This window comes from Allobosea sp. NPDC055332, from assembly GCF_053645455.1.
The window spans coordinates 1366687-1391255 of the sequence record NZ_JBSHMO010000001.1 but is presented as its reverse complement, the minus strand read 5'-3'; the positions used below and the strand labels follow the sequence as shown (position 1 = coordinate 1391255).

Sequence of the window (24569 nt, the reverse complement as noted above, 5' to 3'; positions counted from 1 at the left end):
GGCAGCTAAAGATCGGCTGCCGTGCCGGCTGTTTTGGTGGAAACCGCCAAGATGGGGCGGCAATCCCTATCGGGGCTGCTGCGGCAGGAGCCAGTCCCTGAAGCGCTCGGCGAAATTCCCGGTCAGTCGATCGATCGGATCCGACATCAGGGCGGCGTCCACCAGAGTGCCGCCGATCCCCTGGCCAGCCAGCGCCGTCGCCCGGAATTCCGGATGGGCAAGGATCGGCGCGCCGGTCTTGGCGTCGATGACAGCGACATCCGCCGTCATGTCGTGAGCGCCCCCCAGGGTGATCCGCTGGATGATGGAGGAAAGATAGAGCCGGCGCAGGGTGACGACCACCTTCACCGGCCGCTGGCCGGCGAGCACCGGCCTGAGCTGCTGTTGCAGCGTCGCGGCGATCTTGTCCGAGGCCGCCTTGGCGATGAAGGCGCGCGCTTCCGGCGTCTTCGACAGCTCCTCCGAGTTCTGCTCCGGCAAGCCCTTGCTGCGGGCATAGGCGCGGTCGCCATCGCCCCACCAGAGGGTTGCAGCCGGGTCGACTTCGACGGTCACGGTCGTCAGGTGAAGCGCCTCGACCTGTTGCGGCGCAAGCGGGTTCTGGGCGGTGACGCAGCCGGACAGAGCTGCCGCGAGAAGGCAGAGTGAAAACAAGCGGTTGAGCATGTCGGATTCCGAGAGGAGGGAGCCCGACTAGATCTGAGTCGCACCCGTTCGCCAGCGCTCGCCAATGCTGAAAACCCAGCAAAACTGCAACCGTGACGGGAATGTCACAATCATTGCGTGGCTCTTTCGCTCTTGGCGGTTTCCGCTAAGTTCAGGGCGTCAGGTGAGGGAAAATGCCAGATTTCAAGCTCGACGAGATCGACCGCCGCATCGTCCAGGCCCTGCAGGCGGACGGGCGGATCAGCGTTCAGGAGCTGGCCGGCAAGGTCGGGCTCTCACCCAGCCCCTGTGCAAGGCGGGTGCGCCTCCTGGAGGAGGCTGGGATCATCGAGGGCTATGTCGCCATCGTGAACCAGGAGAAGCTCGGGCTTCCCGTCTCGGTCTTCGCTTCGATCAAGCTCGAGCGCCAGCGCGAGGAGGAACTCGACCGCTTCGCTGCGGCCGTTTCGCGCTGGCCCGAGGTCGCCGACTGCTATCTGATGACCGGGCAGCGCGACTATCTGCTGCGCATCATCGTCAGCGATCTCGCCGCCTATGAGCGCTTCCTCAAGGACAAGTTGACGCGGCTCGACAATGTCGCGTCGATCGAATCGAGCTTCGCGCTCGGGCGGGTGAAGCGCTCCTATTCGGTGCCGGTGGAGCTCGGGAGAGGCTAGCTGACCCGCGCGTTTCCGAACCGCGTCCGGTACTCGCCCGGCGCAACACCATAGCGGCGCAGGAAAGCGCGGCGCAGGCGCTCATCATCGCCGAAGCCGGCGCGGACCGCGATCTGCTGGATGCCGATATCCGTTTCTTCGAGCAGGTCGCGGGCGAGATCGAGCCTGACGGCCTCGACCGCCTTGGCCGGGCTAGAGCCGGTCTCCTGTGCATAGACCCGGGCGAAATGGCGCGGGCTCATCGCCATGATGCGGGCGAGCTCGGGCACCGAGAGGTCGCCGGCGGCATGCTCGCGCATATGGGCATGCAAGGCCTCGAAGCGGCCGGCGGCATCGCGTGACTGGCGCTGCAATTCGCCGCTGAACTGCGCCTGGCCGCCGGGGCGCTTGAGGTAGAGCACGAGGTCGCGCGCCAGATCGAGCGCCGCCTTACGTCCCAAATCCTCCTCGACCATGGCCAGCGCCATGTCGATGCCGGTGGAGACACCGGCCGAGGTCCAGATCCGACCATTGCTGACGAAGATCGCGTCCGGCCGGACGGTCGTCGTCGGATGGGCTGCGCCGAGGCGCTCGGCGTATTCCCAATGCGTCGTCGCCTCGCAGCCATCGAGCAGGCCGGCGGCGGCGAGGATGAAGGCGCCGAGGCAGATCGAGCCGAGCCGGCGGACCTTGCCGCTCTGCTCGCGCAGGAAGTCGCGCAGCGTTGCAGAGGCAGCCGCGTCCAGCGCCGAGCGACCGCCCGAGACGAGCAATGTGTCGATCGGCTCGGCAGCAGTCTCGGCTAGAGAAATGCTCGGCAGCGGCACACCGGCATCGGTCTCGACCAGGCCGCCATGCTCGGAGGCGAGGGTGATCTCGTAGACGGCGCTGCCGTCGGCGCGCTTGGCGTCATTGAAAACCTGCAAGGGGCCGGTGACGTCGAGCAGCTTCGTACGCGCGAACAGCACGATGACGACGCGGATGGGCGTCGTGACAGCCATGGCAGGAAACGAGGTCATCTTGTCATTTATGACATCGCCTGCGCATGGCATCCAGTTCCCGCAACGAGAGGAAAGACGTCATGCTGGAGCTGCGGCCAAATTGCGAACTCTGCGACTGCGACCTGCCGCCGGCCTCGCTGGAGGCGCGGATCTGCAGCTATGAATGCACCTACTGTGCGGATTGCGCCGAGCGAGTGCTGGAGAATGTCTGCCCGAGCTGCGGTGGTGGCTTCGTGCAACGGCCGGTCCGCCCGGTCGGCGATTGGGGTGGGCTCGGCCTTGGCCTAGCCAACCGCCCCGCCGGTATGAAACGTCATCATTCGCAATGGACGCAAGCGCAGCGGCGCGAGCGCACCGAGTTGCTGCGCAACGTGCCGCCGCAGGAGCGCTGATCAGGCGCTTGCGCTCAGCGCCGCTCGAAATCGCGATGGACGTCGTGCGTCCAGATGCCAGCACCGTCCGGCGGGATCACCAGCCAGTCCTTGCGGGTCAGCGTCTGCTTGGTGTCCTCGTAGCCGGAATGCCAGTGATCCTTCATCGAGGTGCGCGAGAACTCGTGATCCTTGGCGTGGCTCTCATAGGTTTTCTGCTGGTAGATCAACTGCAGGATGGTGTGCTCGGGGATCAAAGCGAGCTCGTCGCGGAGCTGGCGATCCTCCTCGTTCAGGACATCCTCGGGGATGTGGCTGAGGGCCTCATGGGTCTTTTTCTTCCAGCCCTGAAGGGTCTGGAAGAGGTCGGTGACCATGCGGGTGCGCGAGGAATACATGATGTCCTTGTGCCGGCCCATCACGTCCTGCATCGTGCGCGGCATCGGCCCGCGTGACGAGAAGAGATCGACCTGGAAGATCAGCGAGTTCAGCGTGTCGTCCTGGGCGAGCAGATGCGACAGCGGTGTGTTGGAGACGATGCCGCCATCCCAGTAGTGCTCGGTGCCGATCTGAACGGTCGGGAAGGCCGGCGGCAGGGCGCCCGAGGCCATGACGTGCTCGGGTGTGATCTCCTCTAGCGTGTTGTCGAAATAGACGAAATTGCCCGAGAGCGCGTTGACGGCGCCGACCGAGAAATGGGTGCGCTTGCTGTTGATCAGGTCGAAATCGACCAGTTCGAGCAGGGTCTCGCGCAAGGGCGAGGTGTCGTAGAAACTGGTCGCGTCGCTCGCTCCGGCCGGCGCCAGCCAGGCATTGGTGCGCCGCGGCTCGAAGAAGCCGGGCTGGCCGAGCATCGTGGTGAGGAAGGACGAGGTCGCGTTGCGAGCCTGGCGGAAGATGTCGCCCTCGGGCGTGAACCACCAGACCTTGCGGTCGGTGATGCGATCCCAGAATTCCTGCAGTCGCTCGATCCGGCGCTCGCGCGGATTGCCGGCGATGATCGCCGAGTTGATCGCGCCGATCGAGACGCCTGAGACCCAGTCCGGCGCGATGTCGGCCTCGTGCAGCGCCTGGTACACCCCGGCCTGATAGGCACCGAGCGCGCCGCCGCCCTGGAGCACGAGCGCGACGCGATCGCAGCGCTCCGGACGCCAGCCGAGATAGCGCTCGGTGGAGGACGGGGAGGGCGCAAAAGGGGCGTTCATGGCGCGGATTCCGTTCGCTCTGGCGGGATTTTGGCCCATCTGTGATGGGCATGCCGTGACAGGCATGTGACGCGGGCAGATACGGATATCGGTGTCACCTGCCCGTCAGACAAGCTTCATCGCCCCGTCAGCTTGCTCTTCCACCTCAGCGGCATGGACCTTGCGACGCAGCTTCGCGTCGTGTTCTCGCAGCCGGGAGATCAGAGCATGCTCAAGGGCAAGACCGCCGTCGTCACCGGCTCGACCTCCGGCATCGGCCTTTCCATCGCCCGCGCCTATGCGGCTGAGGGCGCCAACATCGTCATCAACGGCTTCGGCGCGCCGGAGGCGATCGAGCAGGAGCGTGTCGGCATCGAGGCCGATTTCGGGGTGAAGGTGCGCTATTCGCCGGCCGACATGGCCCATGGTGGCGCGATTGCTGCGATGATCGCCGAGGCAGAAGCCGAGTTCGGCGGCGTCGACATCCTCGTCAACAATGCCGGTATCCAGTTCGTCTCGCCGGTGGAGGAGTTCCCGGTCGAGAAATGGGATGCGATCATCGCGATCAACCTCTCGGCCGCCTTCCATGCCATTCGCGCCGCGCTGCCGGGGATGAAGCAGCGCAAATGGGGCCGGATCATCAACACGGCCTCGGCCCATGCGCTGGTCGCCTCGCCGTTCAAGAGCGCCTATGTCGCGGCCAAGCACGGCATCGCCGGCCTGACCAAGACGGTCGCGCTGGAGGCGGCGACTTTCGGCGTCACCGCCAATGCGATCTGCCCCGGCTATGTCTGGACGCCGCTGGTCGAGAAGCAGATCCCCGAGACCATGGCGGCGCGGGGGCTGACCAAGGAGCAGGTCATCAACGACGTGCTGCTGCACGCCCAGCCGACCAAGCAGTTCGTCACCAGCGAGGAGGTGGCGGCGCTCGCTGTCTTCCTGGCTTCCGATGCGGCAAAGTCGATCACCGGCGTCATCCTGCCGGTCGATGGCGGCTGGACCGCGCAGTGAGGGCACCATCATGAACCGTCAGCAGATCCTCGACCTGCCCTCGATGCCGCTCGCCGGGCCGAGCTATCCGGCCGGGCCGTATCGCTTCGTCAACCGCGAATACATGATCATCAGCTACGAGACCGACCCGGAGCTGATCCGCCATCATTTGCCCGAGCCGCTGATGCCGATCGCCCAGCCGGTGGTGCACTATGAGTGGATCAAGATGCCGGACTCCTCCGGCTTCGGCACCTATACCGAGACCGGGATCATCATCCCCTGCACCTTCGGCGAGGAGGAGGTCAGCTTCGTCTCGCAGATGTATCTCGACCTCGAGCCGCCGATCTCGGCCGGCCGCGAGATCTGGGGCTTCCCGAAGAAATACGCCCATCCCAAGCTCGAGGTAATCAAGGATACGCTGACCGGCACGCTCGAATATGCCGGCCAGCAGGTCGCCATGGGCACGATGGGCTACAAGCATGAGAGCCTCGCCGGCAACGGCGTCAGGACGACGGCCATGCTGACCAAGACGCAGGTCAACCTGAAGATCATCCCCGGTGTCGACGGCGAGCCGGAGATCTGCCAGCTCGTCGCGCTCAATCTCACCGACATCACGGTCAAGGGCTCCTGGATCGGTCCGGGCCGGCTGCACCTGATCCCGCATGTCAATGCGCCGGTCGCCGATCTGCCGGTGCGCAAGGTGCTGGGCGCGCATCACTTCATCGCCGATCTGACCCTGCCCTTCGGCCGCAAGATCCACGACTACATGAAAGGCTGATACCGCGGGTTGCGCTCGCGGCTGCGCCGACTATCTTGCCGCGCCGGGGGCGCGAGGGATTTCAGGCGCGCATGATTGTCTCCTGGCTGGCGGGCTTACGCCAAGCCGTCGGCTCGAAGCTCACCATCGGCATCGGCGGATTGCTGGCGCTCGCCATTACCTCCGGCCAGAGCCTGCTCGAGGCGCTGGAGCCACCGGTTCTGCCGGCGCTCGCCGCCGGCGCGCCGCTCGATGCCGGCCGCTGGCGCATCATGCTGCATGACGCGCGGCTGACGACGCAGTCGCGGCCGGGCGGACCGCCTGCGCCCGACGGGACGCAGTTCCTGGCGCTCGATCTCGACATCGCCAATCGCAGCTCGGAAACCGACAATACGTTCGCGCGCATCCTCAGCGTCGAGCCTCCGGTCGAAGGCCTGCAGCCCAATCCGACCTTCTGGCTGATGCGCGACAAGGGGATGCTGAGCGCGCTGCAGCCGGGCCTGCCCGAGCGGGTGCAGGTGATCTGGCGGCTGGCACCCGGCGCGAAGGCGCCGGAGCGGTTGCGCCTCGTCGTCAACGGCGAGACCTTCAAGCCGCGCGACAACCTGCTCGCTGCGCCGGGCTGGTTCAACCGCAAGCCGATCGCGGCTGCGACCTTGCCGGTCGCTCGTTCCGAGGTGAAGCCGTGAGCGGCGCATTCGCCAAGCTTGGCGCGCTCGTGCTGGCGGCCATGCTGCTGGTTGGCATGCAGCGCTATACGCCGGGCTATGCCGAGATCACCGGGCCGATCCCGCTCAAGGGGACGCTCGGCGAGACGCTCTCCGGGCGCGGCTTTTCCGTGCGGGCCGACACTGTGTTGCTCGTCGAGAAGCTGCGCTTCAAGGCCTATGGCCGCGAGGTCGAGCGCGACAGCAGCGGCATCTTCGCGCTGGTGATTGCGCGGCTCGAAGCACAGCCCGCCTCGATCACGATCGGCAGCGCGATCTGGCGCAGCGCGCTAGGGGCTCGTTTCGTCGCGAGCCCGCGCTTCCAGGGCGCGCCGCGTCTGCTCGGGACCGACCGGCTCGAACCTGGCCTGCCGCAGCGCGGCATTTTCATCTTCGAACTGCCGCGCGAGGCTGTTGAAGGCGCGACGCTGCTGGTGGCGGCCTCGCGCTGGCCGCGACTCGATACGCAGGCCGAGATTGCCTTGCCTGCGAAGCTCGAGGCGCCTGCGCCGCTGATCGACCTGAGCGAGCTCGCCTATGAGTGACGTTGTCGTCTCCCCAGACGTTCTGCGAATGCGGCGTCTTAGCCTGTGGGCGCTGCCGGCGGCGCTGGCGCTCGGCCTCTTTCTGCAATCCTGCGAGAACGCCTGGGAATGGTGGCGGTCGCGCGAGCTCTTCGTTCGACAGGTTCCGGCAGGTGCAGCTGCGAACCTGGGTGGCGCCGAGTGGAAGCTGACGGGCCTACGCCGCGTCGGCGAACGGTCGGACGGCCGGGCCGTCATGCTGCTCGACATGGAAGCGGTGGTGCGTGATCCCGGCGCCTTCGCCGTGCTGCCGTGCCGGCTGGTGCTGGAGGCGTCGGACGGGCGGCGCTGGTCGCCGCAATTCCTGACGCCGAGCGAGGTCAACCGCTTGCCCGAGCGGCGCGGCCAGACCGTCCCGACCTGCACCCAGGCGCTGGCGAGCAAGCCGGCGGCGGGCGCGACGCTCCGGATCAGCGAGGGCTTCGTGCTGCCGGCCGGGATGAATGGGCAGGTCAGGCCGGTGCTCAGCCTGCCGACCGGGCGGCCTGATTATCTGCGCTTTGGGGTTCCGGGCTAGCGCCGCCGCGGCTCTGCGCGGCGACGGCGGTCTCCATCACCGCCGCCAGCAGGCAGATGCGCAGGCTCTCGACCAGGATGCCGCCGCGGATCTCGCTGGGACCGCCGAGCAGGAAGGCGATGGCGTTGGCGATCAGCTGCCAGCTGTCGAGGTCGAGCGGGCCGATCAGGCGGGTCAGGCCGATCCAGAGCCAGGCGGCGGCGAAGCCGATGAAGCGATAGCCGACGACGAGCGCAATCAAGACCGAGAGGCTGGCGCCGAAGGCGAGACGGACGCTGTTGACGACCGGCAGATAGCGCGAGCGATAGCCGCTGATGAAATGCTCGGCGAAGTCACGGGCGAATTTCGGCGCCGCCTGCCAGCGCGCCAGAGCCGCGGCGGCGCGCCGGTCGCGGGCGAGGGCCGAAGGGTCCTTGGCGTCGTAGCCATAGATCGTCGCTGCCATCAGCAGCCAGACCAGTGGCAGCAGCGTGTAAAGGAACAGGCTCTGCAGGCTGGTGCCGAGCGGCGGCTCGGCGAGGTCGATCGCCTCCGGCATCGCCGCCTGTGCTTTGCCGATCAGCGAGAGCGTCCAGTCGCTGATGAGCCTGAGATAGGGCAGGGCGATGGTCTTGAGCCAGGTCCAGCCGGTGTCCTTCCAGCGCGACAGGGCGTAGAGGCCGACGAAGATCCAGTTGGCGTCGCAGGCGATCACGAGGAATTGCCAGAAGGGCGAGGGCCGGCGGGTCTGGCCGGCCTTGGCGAGCTTGCGCACAAGCCAGGCGAGGCCGATGGCGAGCACGAGCCAGAGCGAGAGTGGCACGTCCAAGACATTGACGCGCTCGCCGAGGCCGGCGGCCGAGAGCGCTCGCACCGAGTAGTCGCGGACGGTGTCGCCGAGGAAACCCCAGGCGGCGTAGTAAGCGAAGAACGGGACGAGGGCGAGGGCGACCAGACCGATCACGGCGCGCGCGCCGGCCGGCTGTGGCACATCGGATTGCGAATTCACGCCGGCGACCTGCAAGGCCGCCACCGCCGGCAGATAGGGCCGCAGGGCGACGAACATCAGCACGGTGACGACGAGCTTGGCGAGCACCAGCAGAGCGAGCACGGCGAAGCCCGCGAGGCTGTTGAGATAGCCGAGCTTGACCGCCAGCGGCAGCAGCAGCTCGTTGGCGATGGAGCCGAGCGTCGCGAGTAGCAGCAGCAGGGGCCAGGCCTGGCGCCAGAGCCGGAGGAAGAGGCGGGCGAGGCCGGCGATCTCTTGCATGAGCTGGGGTTGTACAGGCTCATCGCCTCGGAATGAACCCCGTCATTCTCGGGCGAAGCGAAGCGCAGACCCGAGAATCTCATGACGAAAAGGTGCTGGCCGAGGCCTTCTCCGGCCTGAGATGCTCGGGTCAAGCCCGAGCATGACGGCGAGGGGCTATCGCCCTCGTTTCGTCTCCAGGCTCCGGCTCCAGCGTGAGAGCGCAAAGCAGATCAGCCAGTAGAGGGCGCCGGAAAAGACATAGGCCTCCATGTTCATGCCGACCCAGTTGGGATCGGCGAGCGAGGCCTGGGCGATGCCGAGCAGATCGAGGATCGAGACGACGAGGACGAGCGTGGTGTTCTTGACCAGCGCGATGAACTCGTTGGTGATCGCCGGCAGCGAGATGCGCAGCGCCTGCGGCAGGATGATGAACCAGGTCGCCTTCCAGTAGCTGAGGCCGAGCGCGGTTGCCGCCTCGCGCTGGCCCTTTGGCAGCGCCTGCAGGCCGCCGCGCACCGCTTCAGCCATATAGGCGGCAATGCAGAAGCCGAGGCCGATCACGGCGCGCGCCAGCCGATCGACGCCGATGCCGGCCGGCATGATCAGGGGCAGCAGCAGCGAGGCCAGGAAGATCACCGCGATGATCGGCACGCCGCGCCAGAACTCGATGAACAGCACCGAGATCAGCTTGATCACCTTGAGCTCGGATTGCCGGCCGAGCGCGAGCAGGGTGCCGAGCGGGATCGCGATCAGGCTGGCATAGATCGAGATGAAGACGGTCAGCATCAGCCCGCCCCATTCGCGCGTCTCGATCGCGCGCAGGCCGAAGCCGCCGGCGAGGAGCCAGACGCCGAGCGGCGGCAGGATGACGAGCGCGGCAAGGCCGAGACGGAGCTTCAGCCGCTTCGGCGCGAGGATGATCGCCGCGCCGGAGAGCGCAAAGAGAATGCCGGCGAGGTTCGGCCGCCAGCGCTCGTCCACGGGATAGAAGCCGTACATGAACTGGCCGAAGCGGGCCTTGATGAAGACCCAGCAGGCGCCGGTGCCGGTGCAGTCATTGCGGGTCTGGCCGCTCCAGGTCGCGTCGATCAGGGCCCAGCGGATGATCGGGACCGCGATCCAGGCGATCAGCGCCGCGAGCAGCAGCGTCACCACGGTGATGGTCGGCGTGCCGAACAGGCGCTCGCGCCAGCTGGTCGGGAGGGAGGCGGCGGCACTCATCGGGTCACCAGCGCGATACGGGCATTGTACCAGTTCATGAAGGCCGAGACGGCGAGGCCGATGACGAGATAGACCGCGAGCGTCATCGCGATGATCTCGATCGCCTGGCCGGTGTTGTTGAGCGCCGAGCCCATGAACAGGCTGACCACGTCCGGATAGGCGATGGCGGCGCCGAAGGACGAGTTCTTCAGCACGTTGAGGTACTGGTTGGTCATCGGCGGCGTCATCACCCTGAGCGCCTGCGGGATGGTAACGAGCCGGAGCGTCTGGCCGGGCCTGAGGCCGAGGGCGCTCGATGCCTCGATCTGGCCATGCGGCACCGACTGGATGCCGCCGCGCACGATCTCGGCGATGAAGCCGGCGGTGTAGGTGACGAGCGCCGCCAAAAGCGCCACGAACTCGGGAATGACGACGAAGCCGCCGCGATAGTTGAAGCCGCGCAGCACCGGAATGTCCCAGCGCGTCGCCAGCGTCGCCCAGGCGAGCGCGAGGGCGGGGACGAGGAGGAGCAGGACGAGCCCGACGCGCAGGATCGGCGCGTCCTTGCCTGTCGCTTCCTTGCGACGCCTGGCCCAGCGCAGGAAGAGCCAGTGCAGCAAGCAGGAGATCGCGATCGCGATGAAGGCGTATTTGAAGTTCGCGCCGGCGTCGGGCAGCGGGATGGTCAGGCCGCGATTGTTGAGGAAGGCGACGCCGAAAACAGAAAGGCTCTCGCGGGGAGCGGGCAGAGCGGCGATGACGCCGAAATACCAGAACAGCACGAAGAACAGCAGCGGGATGTTGCGGACGAACTCGACATAGGCGCCAGCAATGGCCTGGACCAGCCAGATCGAGGAGAGCCGGGCGATGCCGATCAGGAAGCCGAGCGCCGTCGAGAGTACGAGCGCGATCACGGTCACCAGCATCGTATTGGCGACGCCGGCCCAGAACAGCGACAGGATGTTGTCCGACTGGGTGTAGTTGGTCAGGACGAAGGGCACCTCGATGCCGGAGGTGCGCCAGAGGAAATCGAAGCCCGAGGCGATGCCGGCCTGGACCATGTTCTGCGAGGCGTTGCGGATGAAATAGATCAGCAGCGCCGCAAGGCCGATCAGCAGCGCCGCCTGGTAGAAGACGTCGCGGACGCGCTTGTCGTTGATGAAGGCGAGGGCTTTGGCCACGGTCGCAGCGCCCTTCTGGCTCGATGAAGAGAGATCGGTCGTCCCGGGCGACCCATCGGGTCCGACCTTCGGTCGGCCCGACGGCAGGCTCCGGGAGACCCAGGACCCATGCCGGAGCGATTCAGGCATGGATCCCGGATCGGCGCCGCTGATGCGGCTTGGCCGGGACGACCAGTGTCAGGTGAGAGCGGTGGCCGCTCTCACTGGAATGGCGGCGTGAAGAGCAGGCCGCCCTTGGTCCAGAGCTGGTTCTGGCCGCGCTCGAGCTTCAGCGGCGACTCCAGGCCGACGGTGCGCTCATAGCTCTCGCCATAATTCCCGACCTGCTTGATCGCCTTGTACATCCAGTCGTCGGGCAGGCCCATCATCGCGCCGAAGCCGCCCTCGGCGCCGAGCAGGCGGCGGACCTCGGTGTTCTTCGAGTTCGCCTTCATCTCGTCGACGTTCTTGGAGGTGACGCCGAGCATCTCGGCGGCGATGGTGCCGTTCAGCACCCAGCGCACGATCAGCTGCCAGCGCTCGTCGCCATAGCGGGTCACCGGGCCCTGCGGATCGTTCGAGATCGGCTTGGTCAGGATGACGTGGTCGTCCGGGACCTTGAGCTTGGCGCGCTGGCCGGCGAGGGCGCCGACGCCGGCGGTATAGGCGTCGCAGCGGCCGCTGTCATAGGCGGTGATGGCGTCGTCATTCTTCTGGAAGTTGGTTATGGTGACCTTGAGATTGCGCTCGCGGAACCAGTCGGCGGCATTCTTCTCCTCGGTCGAGCCGGCGGCGACGCAGACCGAGGCGCCGTCGAGCTCCTCGGCCGACTTCACGTTCGCCTTCTTGCGGACGATGAAGGTCTGGCCCTCGTAGAAGTTGATGCCCTGGAAGTTGAGGCCGAGTGTGGCATTGCGCGAGAAGGTGATGGTCGAATTGCGCGAGAGCACGTCGACCTGGCCCGATTGCAGGATCGGCCAGCGCTGCTGCACCGAAGTCGGCGTGTACTTGACCTTGGTGGCGTCGCCGAGCACGGCGGCGGCGAGGGCGCGGCAATAATCGACGTCGAGCCCGGTCCATTCGCCCTTGTCATTGGCGAAGGAGAAGCCGGGCAGGCCGAGATGCACGCCGCATTCGAGATGGCCGCGCGCCTTGATGGCGTCGAGCGTCGGGCTGGTCGCGAGCTGCTGCGCGGAAGCGGCGAGGGTGCCGGCGGCGAGGAGCGCCGCGGCGAGAGCAAAGGTCTTCATGTCCGTTCCCCATCCTGTAGCGTCATGACGCCACGTCCGGGCGACTATGCAACAGCCGGGCAGGGGAAGGTAAGGGGGGTGAGAGAGTTTCCTGCCGGCTGCTGTCAGTCGTGGCTGGGGCGATGCGGCTTGATGTCGAGCAGCGGCGTGCCGTCGAGGCAGTCGAGCCCGCGCACCAGCAAGGTCCCACCCTCGACGCCTTCCAGCCTCACCCGCGACAGCGCGATCGGGTTCGGCCGTACCGGCGAGCGTAGTGCGAAGGTGCCGAGCGTGCCGCCGCCGCGCGGCGTCTGCGTCAGCAGGTCGCGCCGCGCCTCGTGCATCCAGTAGAGCAGATCGAGCTCGGCGAAGGCTTCGATACCCTCGAGCGCCGCCTGCCAATGCGCGTCGACCTCGACGCGGCAAATCGGTCCGTCCGGCCTGCCCTGACGCGGGCAGTCGTCGCGCGTCGCGAAGGGCGTGCGGATGCGGCCGATGAAGACGAGGCGGGCATCGCTTCGCTCGGGCAAGGGCGCTTCGGTCTCGCCCGGCCGGGTCGTTTGCCAATCCGTCATTCGAGCCTTCCCGCCATCACTCGCGCGGCAGGCCTGGCGCGACGAAGCCGTGCCGCGCCAGGACGCGCTGCCCGTCCGGAGAGAGGATAAACATGCCCAGCCGATAGGCGTTGGGTGACGCGCCGTTCATCACCGTGAGCCCGTAATCGGCGCCGACCAGCAGGTTCGCCGGCAACCTGACCATGCGGATGCCGGGCTGCTCGCGGGCGATCGGGTCGGCATTGGTGCAATAGCCAAGGAAGAGGTCGGCGGCGCCGGTCGCCAGCAGGTGGCCGGTGCCGTTGCGGTCGGGCGGGGTCGGGGCGCTGTTGGGGCCGCCGACGAGCTGCAGCGCCTTGGCCTCCAGCGTTGCCCTGGCGCCGGCTTTCAGCGCCTCGGCCTTGGCGAAGACCTGCCAGGCATAGTCGCCCGAGGGATCGGCCTTCGGCGTCGAGGTGCCGAGCTTGACCTTCGGGTCGAGCATGTAAGTGAGCAGCGTGTTGCTGGTCACCTCCAAGCCGGGGCGGGCGAAGGCGCAGGTCTCGTTGCGGACAAAGAGCGCGACGGGGCCGGCCTTGCCGTCTTTCGCCAGGGCCAGCGGGTGGTCCATGTTCGCCGAGGCGAACACCTCGGCCGGCTCGCCCTTGCCGAGCGCCTCACGCAGCAGGCCGGAGGGTCGGAAGCTGGTTTTGACCGGGACCCCGGTCGAGGTTTCGAAAGCCTTCGCGACCTCGGTCAGCGCATTCTTCAGGCTGCCCGCAGCATGGAGCAGCACCGGCTTCTGGGCCTGCTGCGCCGAGGCAAGCGCGGGCCACAAGCTGACGACGGTGGCGAGAACAAGTTTGCGGATCACGTCATGCCCTCGGTTCGCCCGGAATCCGCGAAGAAAAGCAGCGGGCTGTTGGTCGCTTCGTCATCCAGCCCCCGTGCGGGTTCCTGGCGACAGCGGCCCATGCGATACCCTACCGGCCGAGCGGGCACTTGTCGCCTTCCACCACTATGGTGCATCGGACGGGTCTTGCGGGTTCCGACGCGGTGACGCGGCCCGGCAAACATGATGGAGATCGCGGTGATGCGTTTCGATAGCGAGGCCCTCATCGCGGCGGCGTTTCAGATCGCCGGCGATTTCGCCTGTTCGGAAGACTGTTCGGCCGGCGGCGTGGCGTCGGCGTTGCTCGACGCCACGGGCAGCGTCCATACCGGCATCTGCATCGACACCGCCTGCAGCCTCGGCTTCTGCGCCGAGCATGCTGCGATCGCCGAGATGCTGAAGAGCCGGCAGACCAAGATCCGGGCGATCGTCGCGGTCAATGCCGATGGCGAGATCATGCCGCCCTGCGGCCGTTGCCGCGAACTGATCCGCCAGGTCGATCCGGAGAACTGGACGACCTCGGTCATCGTCGCGAAGGGCACGATCGTCACGCTGGCGCAGTTGCTGCCTTATGGCGAGGCGAGCGCGCCGCCGGCCTAGCTTGCGCTCGCGGGAGGCGGCAGGAATCCGCGAAACAAGCTTGCAAATCGGGCCGACATTTGCAGCGCCTCTTGCGCCGGCGCAGGCATAGTCTTCCGGCCGAGTGAAGCAGGCAGGGACAGCCCCGTGACGATCGATCTCGACACACTCGTGCAGGAGATGACCGGCTGGCGCCGCGACCTGCATGCCCATCCGGAATTCGGCTTCGAGGAGAAGCGCACCGGCGCCTTCGTGGCCGGCAAGCTGCGCGAGTTCGGTCTGGACGATGTCGCCGAGGGCATCGGCGGTACCGGCGTCGTCGGCACGCTGAAGCGCGGCAGCGGCAACCGCGCGATCGCGCTGCGGGCCGACATGGACGCGCTGCGCATCCCCGAGCAGGGCGAGCTGCCCTATCGCTCGGGCAATCCCGGCGTCATGCATGCCTGCGGCCATGACGGGCACACCGCCATGCTGCTCGGCGCGGCGAAACTGCTGGCGGAAGAGGGCGGCTTCGACGGCACGGTGCGCTTCGTCTTCCAGCCGGCCGAGGAATGGGGGCGCGGCGCGCTCGCCATGCTCGATGACGGATTGCTGGAGCGCTTCCCGTTCGAGGAGATCTACGGGCTGCACAACGCGCCGGGGCTGCCGGTTGGCAAGTTCCAGACCCGCACCGGGCCGATCATGTCGGCGGAGGATAATTTTGAGATCGTCCTCACCGGCGTCGGCGGCCATGCCGCCCGCCCGCATGTCGGCAACGAGACCCTGATCGCCGCCTGCGCTTTGGTCACCAGCCTGCAGACAATCGTCTCGCGGCGCCTCAGCCCGGCGCAGATCGCCGTGGTCTCGGTGACGGAGCTGCTCACCGACGGCACCCGCAACGCCCTGCCGGGGCAAGCGCGCATCCTCGGCGACGCCCGCAGCTTCCATCCGGAAGTCAGCGCCGAGATCGAGGCGCAGATGCGGGTGATCAGCGAAGGCATCGCGCGCGCCTACAATGTCGAGCACTCCGTCACCTACACGCGCGAATTCGTGCCGCTGCTGAATCAGCCGGCCCAGACCGAGGCGGCGCTGGAGACGGCGCGGGAGGTGCTCGGCGCCGAGAATGTCTCGGTGGTGTCGGAGCCGTTCACAGGCTCGGAGGATTTCGCACGCTTCCTCGCGCATGTGCCGGGTTGCTTCTCATTCGTGGGTAATGGCAACAGCGCGCCGCTGCACAACCCACGCTACGATTTTGACGACGAAGGGCTGATCCACGGCGCACGCTTTCACACCGAGATCGTCAGGCGACGTCTGGCTGTGGCGTGAGGGCGAAGCTCGCAGCGGAAGGATCCGGCGGTATGCGAACACGACCTGCCGTCACCAGCGATGCTGAAGCGATGAGCGCCGTCCTGCGCGCCATCATCGCCGCGTATGGGCGAGAACGTCCCAGTGACCCCGACTTCGTTCTCGCGACCTATATCGCCCATCCCGACCGCGTCGCCTGCACGGTCGCGCTCGACGATGCCGGGACGGTCCTCGGTTTCCAGTCTCTGCGCCGGGCGCGGCCAGGCGATCCCTATGGAACGCCGGATGGCTGGGGGAGCATCGGGACGCATGTCTCGCCGCGCGCCGGCCGTAAGGGGGTCGGCACGACACTGTTCGCGGTCACGCGACAGGCTGCCTCGGAGGCGGGTATCGGCCGGATCGATGCCGCTATCCGCGACGATAACCCGATGGGTCTTGCCTATTACGAGGCGCGAGGCTTCCGGACCCACAGGACTGAGAACGGGGTGGTGCACAAGGTCTACATGATGTCAGAGGGCTGACGAACGGCCCTCATATCGTCGCCAAACGCAGACCTTGTGCACAAATTCCCGGTCGCGCTCGGCTTCGCCGAAGGGCGCGACTGGCCAGAGCCAGCTCTCGTCCTCCTTCGGCAAGCCGACGCCATACATCAGGTCGAGTCGCTCGTGGATTGCCCCGATGCGGTCGCGCTCGACCATCTCGACATCGCTGATCAGGCAGACATGGCCCTTGAAGCGAGAGAGATCATCGAGATGCCAGGCGATGCAGCGGGCCGGCAGATTGTCGGGCAAGGCAGCGGCGCGGGCGGGATTGTTCTCGAGCCAGTCGGCCACTGGCCAGGCGAGCTGCGACAGCAAATTGGCTGAGATTACGAGATCGACGCTGTCGTCGGCAGCGAGGTCCGCCAGCGGGTCCTGCCGATCCTGCGCCTCGCCGGCGAGCCAGGCCATGGCGCCGGTGAGGTCGCGGCTGAGGAGGCTGACCTTGCCCTGCCGCCAGAGCTTCAGACGCAGCAGCGGCAGATGGACGATGTCGACGAGCACGACCTGCTCGAAGCTGGCACAGAGAGCGTCCAGCGGAATGTCGCGCGCAGGGCCGGAGCCGAGCACCACGACCTTGCGGCGGCGTGGCAGGGAGGCTGCGATCTCGGCGATGATGGCGCGGCAGCGGGCCTGATGCGGCTCCCAGGCCTTGCGCTGGCGCAGGCCGCGCGACCAGAGCGCGACGCCCTCCCGCAGCAGGCCGAACCGGCGCGCCAGCGGCGCGGCCGGGGTCAACGCACTCAAAGCGAGCTCGGCGAGCACGCCTAGCTGAGGGCGCCGCGCGCTGCGACCGGCCAGACCGCCTCGACATGGGCATCGGGACCATTGAGCCCGCGCACACAGACATACCAGTCGTGCAGGTTGACGGTCGGGTCGCAATGACCGGGCACGAGCAGGACACGGTCGCCGCGATGCGGCACGGCGACGGGGTCGCCGGTCAGGATGCCGTGTTCGTCGGAGGGCTTGGTGTAGATCACGCCATCACGCTGCCACGGCACGGGCATGCCCGAATCAACCGCCGCCGCCTTGTGGCCGGCATCGACGATGGCACGGTCCGGCACCGGCTTGCTCATCACCCCGGCGAGCACGAACAGCGCGTGCTGGAAGGTGTGGAAGGCCGAGCCGTCGGCCATGCGATTGCGCGCATAATCGGCATCCATGAAGATGTAGGAGCCGCATTGCAGCTCGTTCCAGATGCCGGAACGGCTCTCCAGCTCGAAGGTGCCGGTGCCGGCGCCGCCGACGGTCTCACAGGCGAGTCCGGCCTGGGCGAGGCGCTCGATCACATTGCGGGTGAGCAGTCCGGCGCGCTCGATCGCCTCGCTGCGCTCGTCGACCGAGCGCATGTGCTGGGCCGAGCCATGATAGGCCTGCACGCCGCGGAAGCGCAGCGTGTTGCTGCGCGCCACCGCCTCGGCGAGCCGGACCGCTGCTTCGCCGGGCGCGACGCCGCAGCGGCGCCCGCCAATGTCGAGCTCGACCAGCACATCGAGGACCATATCGTTGCGCGCCGCCGCCTCGGCCGCCTCGCGCACACCGTCGATATGGTCGACGCAGAGGCCGATACGGGCGTCGCGGGCGAGCTTGGCCAGCCGGTCGAGCTTGCTGGCGCCGGCGATCTCGTTGGTGACGAGCACGTCGGTGACGCCGCCGGCGACCAGGATCTCCGCTTCCCCGACCTTCTGGCAGCATTGCCCAACCGCGCCATGGGCGATCTGGCGCAGGGCGACCTCGGGGCTCTTGTGCGTCTTGGCATGCGGGCGCAGACGCACGCCCGTCGCCTCGGCAAAGGCCGCCATGGTGACGAGATTCCGCTCGAAGGCGTCGAGATCGATGATCAAAGCGGGGGTGTCGATCTCGGCGAAAGGCTGTCCGGGCCGGGCCGGCGGGGAAAGGGGCATGTGCTCTCGAATCTGGTGAATCAACTCATGGCCATCGGACGTCAGCTTCGTGTCCGGAGCAAGACCGGTAGTGGCGCTCGCATGGCGGCCATGTTAGGCCGCGCCCCATGAAGATCGGCCGCGTCACCGACGACACCCTTGCGCTCTTCGCCCGAGTTTGGCGCGAGCGCGGGCGGCAATACCTGCCGCAAATGCTCACCATCCTCGCCCTCGTCGTGGTCATCGCGGCGACGACGAGTTTCTATCCGCTCTTGATCAAGGCGGCCTTCGACGCCTTCGCCGACCCGATCGGGGCCGAGGCGACCGGCTTCGTGCGCCGCATGGAGCGCCTGGTGTCGAAATCGATCGATTTCGAGATCGGCGTCGTCAACGCCGTCGCCGTGGTCGTGGTGATCGTCACCGCGATCAAGGGCTTTTCGCTGCTCACCCAGACCGTGATGACCAACAGCGTCGTCAGCCGGATCGAGGCGGACATGCAGAGCGCGCTCTACGACCACCTGATCGACGCTGACCTTGCCCAGCTCCAGCGGGAGAACCCGGCTTCGCTGACGCAGCGCTTCACCACCGACTTCACCTTCGTCAAGGAGGCACTGACGCGGCTGGTCAATATCGCGATCCGCGACGTGATGACGGCGATCGCGCTGGTCGGCGCCATGCTTTGGATCGACTGGAAGATGACGGCCGTGGTGCTGCTGATCGCGCCGATTGTCGCCAGGCCGATCGGCCGGATCGGCAAGAAGCTGCGCCGGATGGCCGCTTCGCAGCAGGAGCAGACTGGCATTATGGCGAGCCTGGTCACCGAGAGCCTGCAGGGCGCCCGCGTCGCCAAAACCGATTCGCTCGAGCCCTATCTGAAGGGGCGTGCGGCTTCCGCCTTCGAGACGATCCGGGCGCTGAAGATGAAGGCCGCGAATGCCCGCGGCCGGCTCGATCCGCTCCTCGAAGTCGGTGGCGGCATCGCGGTCGCCGGCGTGCTTGCCGCGATCGGCGTGCGCATCACCTCGGGCAGCTCGACCGTTGGCGACTTCACCGGTTATGTCTCGGCGCTGCTGCTGGCGGCGCAGCCGATGCGCTCGCTCGGCAATCTCAACGCCATCGTCCAGGAAGCCGGCGCCTCGCTGAAGCGCTATTACGCGCTGATCGACGAGAAGCCGCTGATCACGCAGCGCCCGGACGCCAGGCCTCTGGCGGTGAGCGGTGGCGAAGTTGCCTTCCGCGAACTGCGCTTCCGCTATCGCGACGACCAGCGTGGGCTCGAAGGCATCGACCTCGTGGCCGAGGCCGGCAAGACCACGGCGCTGGTCGGCCGATCGGGCTCGGGCAAGTCGACCATGCTGGCGTTGGTGCCGCGGCTCTACGATGCCACCGAGGGCAAGGTCGAGATCGATGGGCAGGACATTCGCGACGTGGCCTTAGTGAGTCTGCGCGGCCAGATCGGCGTGGTCAGCCAGGACGTCGTGCTGTTCGACGACACGGTGCGCGCCAATATCGGTTTCGGCCGTCCCGGCGCGAGCGAGGCCGACATCGTCGCGGCAGCCAAGGCGGCAGCGGCGCACGACTTCATCATGGCGATGCCGGAGGGCTATGACAGCCGGGTCGGCGAGCGCGGCTCGCGACTTTCCGGCGGCGAGCGCCAGCGCCTCGCCATTGCCCGCGCTATCCTCAAGGATGCGCCGATCCTTCTGCTCGACGAGGCGACTTCGGCCCTCGACACTCAGTCGGAGCGGCTGGTGCAGCAGGCGCTGGCGGAGCTGATGAAGGGCCGGACCACGCTCGTCATCGCGCACCGGCTCTCGACCGTGCGCGAGGCCGACCAGATCGTCGTGCTCGACGAGGGCAAGGTGATCGAGACCGGCGATCACGATACGCTGATCGCCCGCGATGGCGCCTATGCGCGGCTCTACCGACTGCAGTTCGCGGAGGGTTAGGGCCATTCGCCTGGAGACCGAACGCCTCATCCTCGACCTGCACAGCGTCGAGCATTTCGAGCCGCTTTGCCGGATGTGGGGCGATGCGGCGGTGGTGCATCATATCGGCCAGCCCTCGAGTGCGCAGGAGGCCTGGATGCGGCTCTTGCGCTATCGCGGGCTATGGCCGCTGCTCGGCTATGGCTATTGGGCAGTGACCGAGAAGGCGAGCGGCCGCTTCGTCGGCGATCTCGGCTTCGCGGATTTCCATCGGATGGTCGAGCCGTCGATCCGCGGCATACCGGAGGCCGGTTGGGTGCTCGCGAGCTGGGCGCATGGCCAAGGCTTTGCGAGCGAAGCACTCACCGCCGCGCTCGCCTGGCTCGACGGCCAGAGCGGGCATGACGGCTCGGTTTGCCTGATCGCGCCGGAGAATGAGCCCTCGCTCCGGCTCGCCCGCCGCTTCGGGTTCCGCGATGAGCGCATCGTCAGCTTCTCAGGGCATGATACGCTGCTGCTGCGGCGCGGACGGCCAGCGTAGAGCCCAGCGGGCGCAACTGCGCCGATGCAAGCATGGCGGGTATGCAGATGCGGCAGGCATCTGCTGACAGGACCTGCCACATTCTATTGGCAGTGTGCCGGCTTAAAAAGTTGAAAGAGATTTTGCCGTGACGACTTCGACCACCGCCGCGCCGGCGCGCAAAGCCACTCGCCGCGAATGGCTGGGCCTGATCGCGATCGCCTTCCCCTGCATGATCTATTCGATGGACCTGACGGTCCTGAACCTTGCCGTGCCGACGCTGACGCGCGAGCTGAAGCCTTCGGCGGGCGAACTGCTCTGGATCATCGACATCTACGGCTTCATGGTCGCCGGCTTCCTGATGACCATGGGCACGCTCGGCGACCGCATCGGCCGGCGCAAGCTCCTGCTGATCGGAGCCGCCGCCTTCGGTGTCGCCTCGACCGTTGCCGCCTTCTCGACCAGCACCGAGATGCTGATCGTCACGCGAGCACTGCTCGGCATCGCCGGGGCGACGCTGGCGCCCTCGACGCTCTCGCTGATCGCAGTGATGTTCGAGGACGAGACCGAGCGCACCTTCGCGATCTCGATGTGGATCGCGAGCTTCTCTGCCGGCGCCGTGATCGGCCCCTTGGTCGGCGGGGCTCTGATCGAGTATTTCTGGTGGGGTTCGGTCTTCCTGATCGCGGTGCCGCCGATGCTGATCCTGCTCGTGATCGGCCCGATCCTGCTGCCGGAATACAAGGCGCCGCAGGCCGGCCGGCTCGACCTGGCCAGCGCACTGCTCTCGCTGGCGGCGATCCTGCCGGTGATCTACGGGGTGAAGCACTGGGCGGAATTCGGACTTTCCGCCTATACCGTAGCCTTCATCGTTGCCGGGCTCGTGTTCGGCGTGGTGTTCGCGCGCCGGCAGAAGCATCTTGCCGATCCGATGGTCGACCTCACTCTGTTCGGGATCCCGGCTTTCCGCGCGGCGCTGGCGATCAACCTCGCCGGCATCATGGTGATGTTCGGCAGCTTCATCTTCATGGCGCAGTATCTCCAGCTCGTCGCTGGGCTGACGCCGCTGGAAGCGGGCATCTGGTCGCTGCCGTCGGCAATCGCCTTCACGCTCGCTTCCTTCGCCGTGACGCCGCTGACCGTGCGCTTCAAGCCGGCGACGCTGATGGCGGGCGGCATGGTGCTCTCGGGGCTGGGCTTCGCCTGGCTCGCCTTCGCGCCGAACCTCGTCCAGATCGTTGCTTCGTCGATCGTGTTCTCGATCGGCTTCACGCCGGTGATCGCGCTGACGACGGGGATCGTGGTCGGCTCGGCGCCGCAGGAGCGGGCCGGTGCGGCATCGGCCATGTCCGAGACCAGCATCGAGCTCGGCGGCGCGCTGGGGATCGCCGTCTTCGGCAGCCTTGGCACGGCGCTCTATCGCCAGAGTATGGCGGACCTTTCGGTCGCGGGCGTCGACGGCGCGACGCTGGCGCCGGCACGCTCGACGCTGGGTGGGGCACTCGCCGCGGCCGAGCAACTGGCGCCTGACCAGTCGGCGCATCTGCTGCAGGCGGCGCGCGAAGCCTTCATGACCGGCTTCCACGCCGTCGCGCTGATTGCGATCGCCGGCATGGTCTTCTGTATCGCCGTGGCGCTGACCGCCCTGCGCGACGCCCGGCCCTCAGGGGCGCATTGACGCCTATCAGGGCTCGCGCAGCAGCGCTTCGGCCGCAGCCGGGAAGCCGCGGAAGGAGAGGGGCAGCGTGACCTCACGCTTGCCGGCGTCGAGATAGCGCATCTGGCCGGCTTCGCCGAAGCCGCGCCAGCGCTTGAAGACGTCGTCGCTCAGACTGGCCTCGGCGAAGCAGCCGCCGGGCAGGCAGCGCTGGAAGACCGCGACGGCCTCGTCCTTCTCGGCGACGACCACGCGCACACTGACCTTGTCGCCGAGCGCAAGGTTCGGCGGCACCTGGATCACCAGCTTGATCGGCTCGTCCTTGACCGGCCGCCCGATGGCGACGAGCGCGATCGGACCGCGCTGGCCCTGCTGCTCCAGGGTCTGGACGATCTCGCAGACGCGGGCCGCGACGCTCTGCTGGCAGCGCAGCACCCAGTCGCCATAGCTCGCGGTGGTATTATCGGGCTGGGAGACAGCGCCGGGCACCGGTGTCACCTGCGCCTGGCCCGGTCGCTGCTGGGTGGGACGTTGCGCCGGGGCCTGGGCAAAAGCCGTTCCTGCCAGGAGAGCAGCGGAGAGGGCGAGGGCAGTCTGTCGTCTCAGCATGGCAGTAACGGTCCAAAGCGGGCAATCGCCGACTTCAAGACCAGGTGTGACCGCCGCGCAAGTCGAAGTTGTGAACGGCTGTCAAGGATGCCAGCCGGTCTCCTGCGCCGGAGCCTCGTCCTTGACCTCCTGGGCGCGGGCTTCCTCGACCACCGCGAAGACCGCGCGCAGCGCTGCCTCGACGCCTTCACCCGAGGCGGCAGACAGGGCGATCGGCGTGCGCCCGCAAGCGCGCTTCAGACGGGCGAGCTGCTCCTTGCGCACTTCGGGCGTCAGCGCGTCGACTTTGGAGAGCGCGACGATCTCCGGCTTCTCGTCGAGATCGGCGCCATAGGCGGCGAGTTCTTTGCGCACCGTCTTGTAGGCCTTGCCGGCATGCTCGGTCGTGCCCTCGACCAGATGCAGGAGCACGCGGCAGCGCTCGATATGGCCGAGGAAGCGGTCGCCGAGGCCGTGGCCCTCATGCGCGCCCTCGATCAGGCCGGGAATGTCGGCGAGCACCATCTCGCGGGCATCGACACGGACGACGCCGAGGCCGGGATGGAGCGTGGTGAAGGGATAGTCGGCGATCTTGGGCTTCGCCGCCGTCACCGTGGCGAGGAAAGTCGACTTGCCGGCATTGGGCAGGCCGACGAGGCCGGCATCGGCGATCAGCTTGAGCCGCAGCCAGACCCAGCGCTCCTCGCCGGGCAGGCCCGGATTGGCATGGCGCGGGGCCTGGTTGGTCGAGGTCTTGAAATAGGCGTTGCCGAAGCCGCCATTGCCGCCCTTGCACAGCACGAAGCGCTGGCCGGGCTCGGTCAGGTCGGCGATCAGCGTCTCGCCGTCCTCGTCGAGGATCTCGGTACCCGGGGGGACCTTCAGGACGATCGCCGGGCCATTGGCGCCATGGCGGTCCTTGCCCATGCCGTGCTCGCCGATCCTGGCCTTGAAGTGCTGCTGGAAGCGGAAGTCGATCAGCGTGTTCAGGCCCTGGACGCATTCGACCACGACGTCGCCGCCGCGCCCGCCATCGCCGCCATTGGGGCCGCCGAACTCGATGAACTTCTCGCGCCGGAACGAGACGCAGCCGGCGCCGCCGTCACCGGCTTTCACATAGATCTTGGCTTGGTCGAGGAATTTCATGAACGCTAGGTAGTCGTATGCGCCGGGCAGGGCAATGCGCCAAGGCGCGAAACGGGCCCGCCTTGAGGCGGGCCCGCGTATTTTTCAGGCCATGCAGGGCTCTTCGCTGAAGCGTTCAGCCTGCTGCTGCTGTTCTGCCGCCGGCAGCGGAGCCCAGCCCGAAGCGCTCCAGCTCTTCAGCGCCGCCCAGGTCGAGCGGTCGAGCCGGAACTGCTCGCAGGGGAAGAGGCCACCGCGCGCCGGCAGCGACTTCAGGAAGGAGCCTTCCTGCCGGAAACCGCTCTTCTCCAGGACCCGGCGCGAGGCCGGGTTGATGACGCGAGTGTCGGCCTCGATCGCATCGATCTCGACCAGCGAGAACATGGTGTCGATCAGTGCCTGCACCGCCTCGGTGGCGTAGCCCTTGTTCCAATGCGGCGTGCCGAGCCAGTAGCCGATGAAGGGCCGCCCGCTCGCCTGCTTGTGCGCGCCGATCATGCCGATCAGTTCGTTCGGCTTATCGCGCGGGGTGATCGCCAGCACGAGATGCTCGCCGAGCGCATTGCCCTTGCGGGTGGCGAAGACGAAGGGATCGACCGCCTGGGTCGGATAGGGATGCGGGATCGAGGCCGTCATCTCGGCAACCGCCTTCTCGCCTGCGAGGCGCAGAATAGCGGTCGAGTCGGCAATCCGCGGCCAACGCAGCCATAGCCGCCTGGTCTCGAGCCGGAAGACGTCGTCTCTCGTCAATTCGGGGAACATCAGGTCTCTCCGTCGGCGCAAACGAAAGGGGGAGATGGGCTTTGGTC

The 24569-nt window shown here is 67.3% G+C and carries 27 protein-coding genes; 13 read left to right on the top strand and 14 right to left on the bottom strand.

The annotated features are described in order from the left end of the window. Positions 1 to 66 precede the first annotated feature (66 nt). Entirely contained in the window at positions 67 to 666 is a 600-nt protein-coding gene (locus ACWIGM_RS07120) for a DUF6778 family protein (protein WP_454025193.1), read from the bottom strand. 173 nt (positions 667 to 839) lie between these two features. Between ACWIGM_RS07120 and ACWIGM_RS07115 the strand changes: the two genes are divergently transcribed. Continuing rightward, positions 840 to 1322 carry an Lrp/AsnC family transcriptional regulator gene (locus tag ACWIGM_RS07115; RefSeq protein WP_454025192.1) on the top strand — a complete coding sequence of 161 codons (483 nt, stop codon included), beginning with the start codon at positions 840 to 842 and terminating at the stop codon, positions 1320 to 1322. Here ACWIGM_RS07115 and ACWIGM_RS07110 read toward each other — a convergent pair. After that, positions 1319 to 2320 (bottom strand): GlxA family transcriptional regulator, encoded by a 1002-nt coding sequence (locus ACWIGM_RS07110; RefSeq protein ID WP_454025191.1) that lies wholly within the window; start codon positions 2318 to 2320, stop codon positions 1319 to 1321. The genes ACWIGM_RS07115 and ACWIGM_RS07110 overlap by 4 nt on opposite strands. A 62-nt stretch (positions 2321 to 2382) precedes the next feature. On the opposite strand from ACWIGM_RS07110, the gene ACWIGM_RS07105 reads away from it, so the two are divergent. After that, a complete protein-coding gene (locus ACWIGM_RS07105) occupies positions 2383 to 2694 on the top strand; it encodes a DUF1272 domain-containing protein (protein ID WP_454025190.1) in 312 nt (103 codons plus the stop codon). Between the two features lie 14 nt (positions 2695 to 2708). On the opposite strand, the gene ACWIGM_RS07100 is transcribed toward ACWIGM_RS07105, so the two are convergent. After that, positions 2709 to 3878 carry a patatin-like phospholipase family protein gene (locus ACWIGM_RS07100; RefSeq protein ID WP_454025189.1) on the bottom strand — a complete coding sequence of 390 codons (1170 nt, stop codon included), beginning with the start codon at positions 3876 to 3878 and terminating at the stop codon, positions 2709 to 2711. 207 nt (positions 3879 to 4085) lie between these two features. On the opposite strand from ACWIGM_RS07100, the gene ACWIGM_RS07095 reads away from it, so the two are divergent. The 5 genes from ACWIGM_RS07095 to ACWIGM_RS07075 all read left to right on the top strand — a co-directional run bounded on the left by ACWIGM_RS07095 (position 4086) and on the right by ACWIGM_RS07075 (position 7412). Then, the gene (locus ACWIGM_RS07095; RefSeq protein WP_454025188.1) at positions 4086 to 4868 is read left to right on the top strand and encodes a 3-hydroxybutyrate dehydrogenase; all 783 of its coding nucleotides are present in this window, start codon (positions 4086 to 4088) and stop codon (positions 4866 to 4868) included. A gap of 10 nt (positions 4869 to 4878) precedes the next feature. Further along, the gene (locus ACWIGM_RS07090; protein ID WP_454025187.1) at positions 4879 to 5625 is read left to right on the top strand and encodes an acetoacetate decarboxylase; all 747 of its coding nucleotides are present in this window, start codon (positions 4879 to 4881) and stop codon (positions 5623 to 5625) included. Positions 5626 to 5696: 71 nt separating this feature from the next. Next, a complete protein-coding gene (locus tag ACWIGM_RS07085; protein WP_454025186.1) occupies positions 5697 to 6293 on the top strand; it encodes a hypothetical protein in 597 nt (198 codons plus the stop codon). Continuing rightward, complete coding sequence (locus ACWIGM_RS07080) at positions 6290 to 6856, top strand: hypothetical protein (protein ID WP_454025185.1); 567 nt, start codon at positions 6290 to 6292, stop codon at positions 6854 to 6856. Before ACWIGM_RS07085 ends, ACWIGM_RS07080 begins: the two co-directional genes overlap by 4 nt. A gap of 28 nt (positions 6857 to 6884) precedes the next feature. After that, positions 6885 to 7412, top strand: coding sequence for a hypothetical protein (locus ACWIGM_RS07075; protein ID WP_454025184.1), 528 nt, complete (start codon positions 6885 to 6887; stop codon positions 7410 to 7412). Here ACWIGM_RS07075 and ACWIGM_RS07070 read toward each other — a convergent pair. The 6 genes from ACWIGM_RS07070 to ACWIGM_RS07045 all read right to left on the bottom strand — a co-directional run bounded on the left by ACWIGM_RS07070 (position 7360) and on the right by ACWIGM_RS07045 (position 13639). Then, positions 7360 to 8661: a hypothetical protein gene (locus ACWIGM_RS07070; RefSeq protein ID WP_454025183.1), complete on the bottom strand. Its 1302-nt coding sequence runs from the start codon at positions 8659 to 8661 to the stop codon at positions 7360 to 7362. The genes ACWIGM_RS07075 and ACWIGM_RS07070 overlap by 53 nt on opposite strands. Before the next feature lie 156 nt (positions 8662 to 8817). Then, positions 8818 to 9864 (bottom strand): amino acid ABC transporter permease, encoded by a 1047-nt coding sequence (locus ACWIGM_RS07065; RefSeq protein WP_454025182.1) that lies wholly within the window; start codon positions 9862 to 9864, stop codon positions 8818 to 8820. Continuing rightward, a complete protein-coding gene (locus ACWIGM_RS07060) occupies positions 9861 to 11024 on the bottom strand; it encodes an amino acid ABC transporter permease (protein ID WP_454025181.1) in 1164 nt (387 codons plus the stop codon). The genes ACWIGM_RS07065 and ACWIGM_RS07060 overlap by 4 nt, the downstream gene beginning before the upstream one ends. Before the next feature lie 200 nt (positions 11025 to 11224). Further along, positions 11225 to 12253 (bottom strand): amino acid ABC transporter substrate-binding protein, encoded by a 1029-nt coding sequence (locus tag ACWIGM_RS07055; RefSeq protein WP_454025180.1) that lies wholly within the window; start codon positions 12251 to 12253, stop codon positions 11225 to 11227. A 104-nt stretch (positions 12254 to 12357) separates the two neighbouring features. After that, positions 12358 to 12807 carry a tRNA (N6-threonylcarbamoyladenosine(37)-N6)-methyltransferase TrmO gene (tsaA, locus tag ACWIGM_RS07050; protein ID WP_454025179.1) on the bottom strand — a complete coding sequence of 150 codons (450 nt, stop codon included), beginning with the start codon at positions 12805 to 12807 and terminating at the stop codon, positions 12358 to 12360. A 16-nt stretch (positions 12808 to 12823) separates the two neighbouring features. After that, the gene (locus tag ACWIGM_RS07045) at positions 12824 to 13639 is read right to left on the bottom strand and encodes a molybdate ABC transporter substrate-binding protein (protein WP_454025178.1); all 816 of its coding nucleotides are present in this window, start codon (positions 13637 to 13639) and stop codon (positions 12824 to 12826) included. Between the two features lie 219 nt (positions 13640 to 13858). On the opposite strand from ACWIGM_RS07045, the gene ACWIGM_RS07040 reads away from it, so the two are divergent. From ACWIGM_RS07040 to ACWIGM_RS07030, 3 genes are all read left to right on the top strand, one after another. Beyond that, positions 13859 to 14257: a cytidine deaminase family protein gene (locus ACWIGM_RS07040; RefSeq protein ID WP_454025177.1), complete on the top strand. Its 399-nt coding sequence runs from the start codon at positions 13859 to 13861 to the stop codon at positions 14255 to 14257. 126 nt (positions 14258 to 14383) lie between these two features. After that, positions 14384 to 15541 (top strand): M20 aminoacylase family protein, encoded by a 1158-nt coding sequence (locus tag ACWIGM_RS07035; protein ID WP_454025176.1) that lies wholly within the window; start codon positions 14384 to 14386, stop codon positions 15539 to 15541. A 32-nt stretch (positions 15542 to 15573) separates the two neighbouring features. After that, positions 15574 to 16041, top strand: a complete 468-nt coding sequence (locus ACWIGM_RS07030; RefSeq protein WP_454025175.1) for a GNAT family N-acetyltransferase — start codon at positions 15574 to 15576, stop codon at positions 16039 to 16041. Here the strand turns inward: ACWIGM_RS07030 and ACWIGM_RS07025 are convergent. Beyond that, positions 16030 to 16806 (bottom strand): hypothetical protein, encoded by a 777-nt coding sequence (locus tag ACWIGM_RS07025; RefSeq protein WP_454025174.1) that lies wholly within the window; start codon positions 16804 to 16806, stop codon positions 16030 to 16032. The genes ACWIGM_RS07030 and ACWIGM_RS07025 overlap by 12 nt on opposite strands. A gap of 20 nt (positions 16807 to 16826) precedes the next feature. After that, on the bottom strand, positions 16827 to 17963 hold the full coding sequence (locus ACWIGM_RS07020; RefSeq protein WP_454025173.1) for a DSD1 family PLP-dependent enzyme: 1137 nt from the start codon (positions 17961 to 17963) through the stop codon (positions 16827 to 16829). Positions 17964 to 18070: 107 nt separating this feature from the next. On the opposite strand from ACWIGM_RS07020, the gene ACWIGM_RS07015 reads away from it, so the two are divergent. From ACWIGM_RS07015 to ACWIGM_RS07005, 3 genes are all read left to right on the top strand, one after another. Further along, positions 18071 to 19891: an ABC transporter ATP-binding protein gene (locus ACWIGM_RS07015; protein WP_454025172.1), complete on the top strand. Its 1821-nt coding sequence runs from the start codon at positions 18071 to 18073 to the stop codon at positions 19889 to 19891. After that, on the top strand, positions 19854 to 20411 hold the full coding sequence (locus tag ACWIGM_RS07010) for a GNAT family N-acetyltransferase (RefSeq protein ID WP_454025171.1): 558 nt from the start codon (positions 19854 to 19856) through the stop codon (positions 20409 to 20411). The genes ACWIGM_RS07015 and ACWIGM_RS07010 overlap by 38 nt, the downstream gene beginning before the upstream one ends. 127 nt (positions 20412 to 20538) lie before the next feature. Then, entirely contained in the window at positions 20539 to 22068 is a 1530-nt protein-coding gene (locus tag ACWIGM_RS07005) for an MFS transporter (protein WP_454025170.1), read from the top strand. A gap of 6 nt (positions 22069 to 22074) precedes the next feature. Here ACWIGM_RS07005 and ACWIGM_RS07000 read toward each other — a convergent pair whose 3' ends face one another. The 3 genes from ACWIGM_RS07000 to ACWIGM_RS06990 form a co-directional block, all read right to left on the bottom strand. Then, positions 22075 to 22656, bottom strand: coding sequence for an invasion associated locus B family protein (locus ACWIGM_RS07000; RefSeq protein WP_454025169.1), 582 nt, complete (start codon positions 22654 to 22656; stop codon positions 22075 to 22077). Between the two features lie 81 nt (positions 22657 to 22737). After that, a complete protein-coding gene (gene obgE, locus ACWIGM_RS06995) occupies positions 22738 to 23781 on the bottom strand; it encodes a GTPase ObgE (RefSeq protein WP_454025168.1) in 1044 nt (347 codons plus the stop codon). Positions 23782 to 23865: 84 nt separating this feature from the next. Then, the gene (locus ACWIGM_RS06990; protein WP_454025167.1) at positions 23866 to 24522 is read right to left on the bottom strand and encodes a GNAT family N-acetyltransferase; all 657 of its coding nucleotides are present in this window, start codon (positions 24520 to 24522) and stop codon (positions 23866 to 23868) included. Between the last annotated feature and the right edge of the window lie 47 nt (positions 24523 to 24569).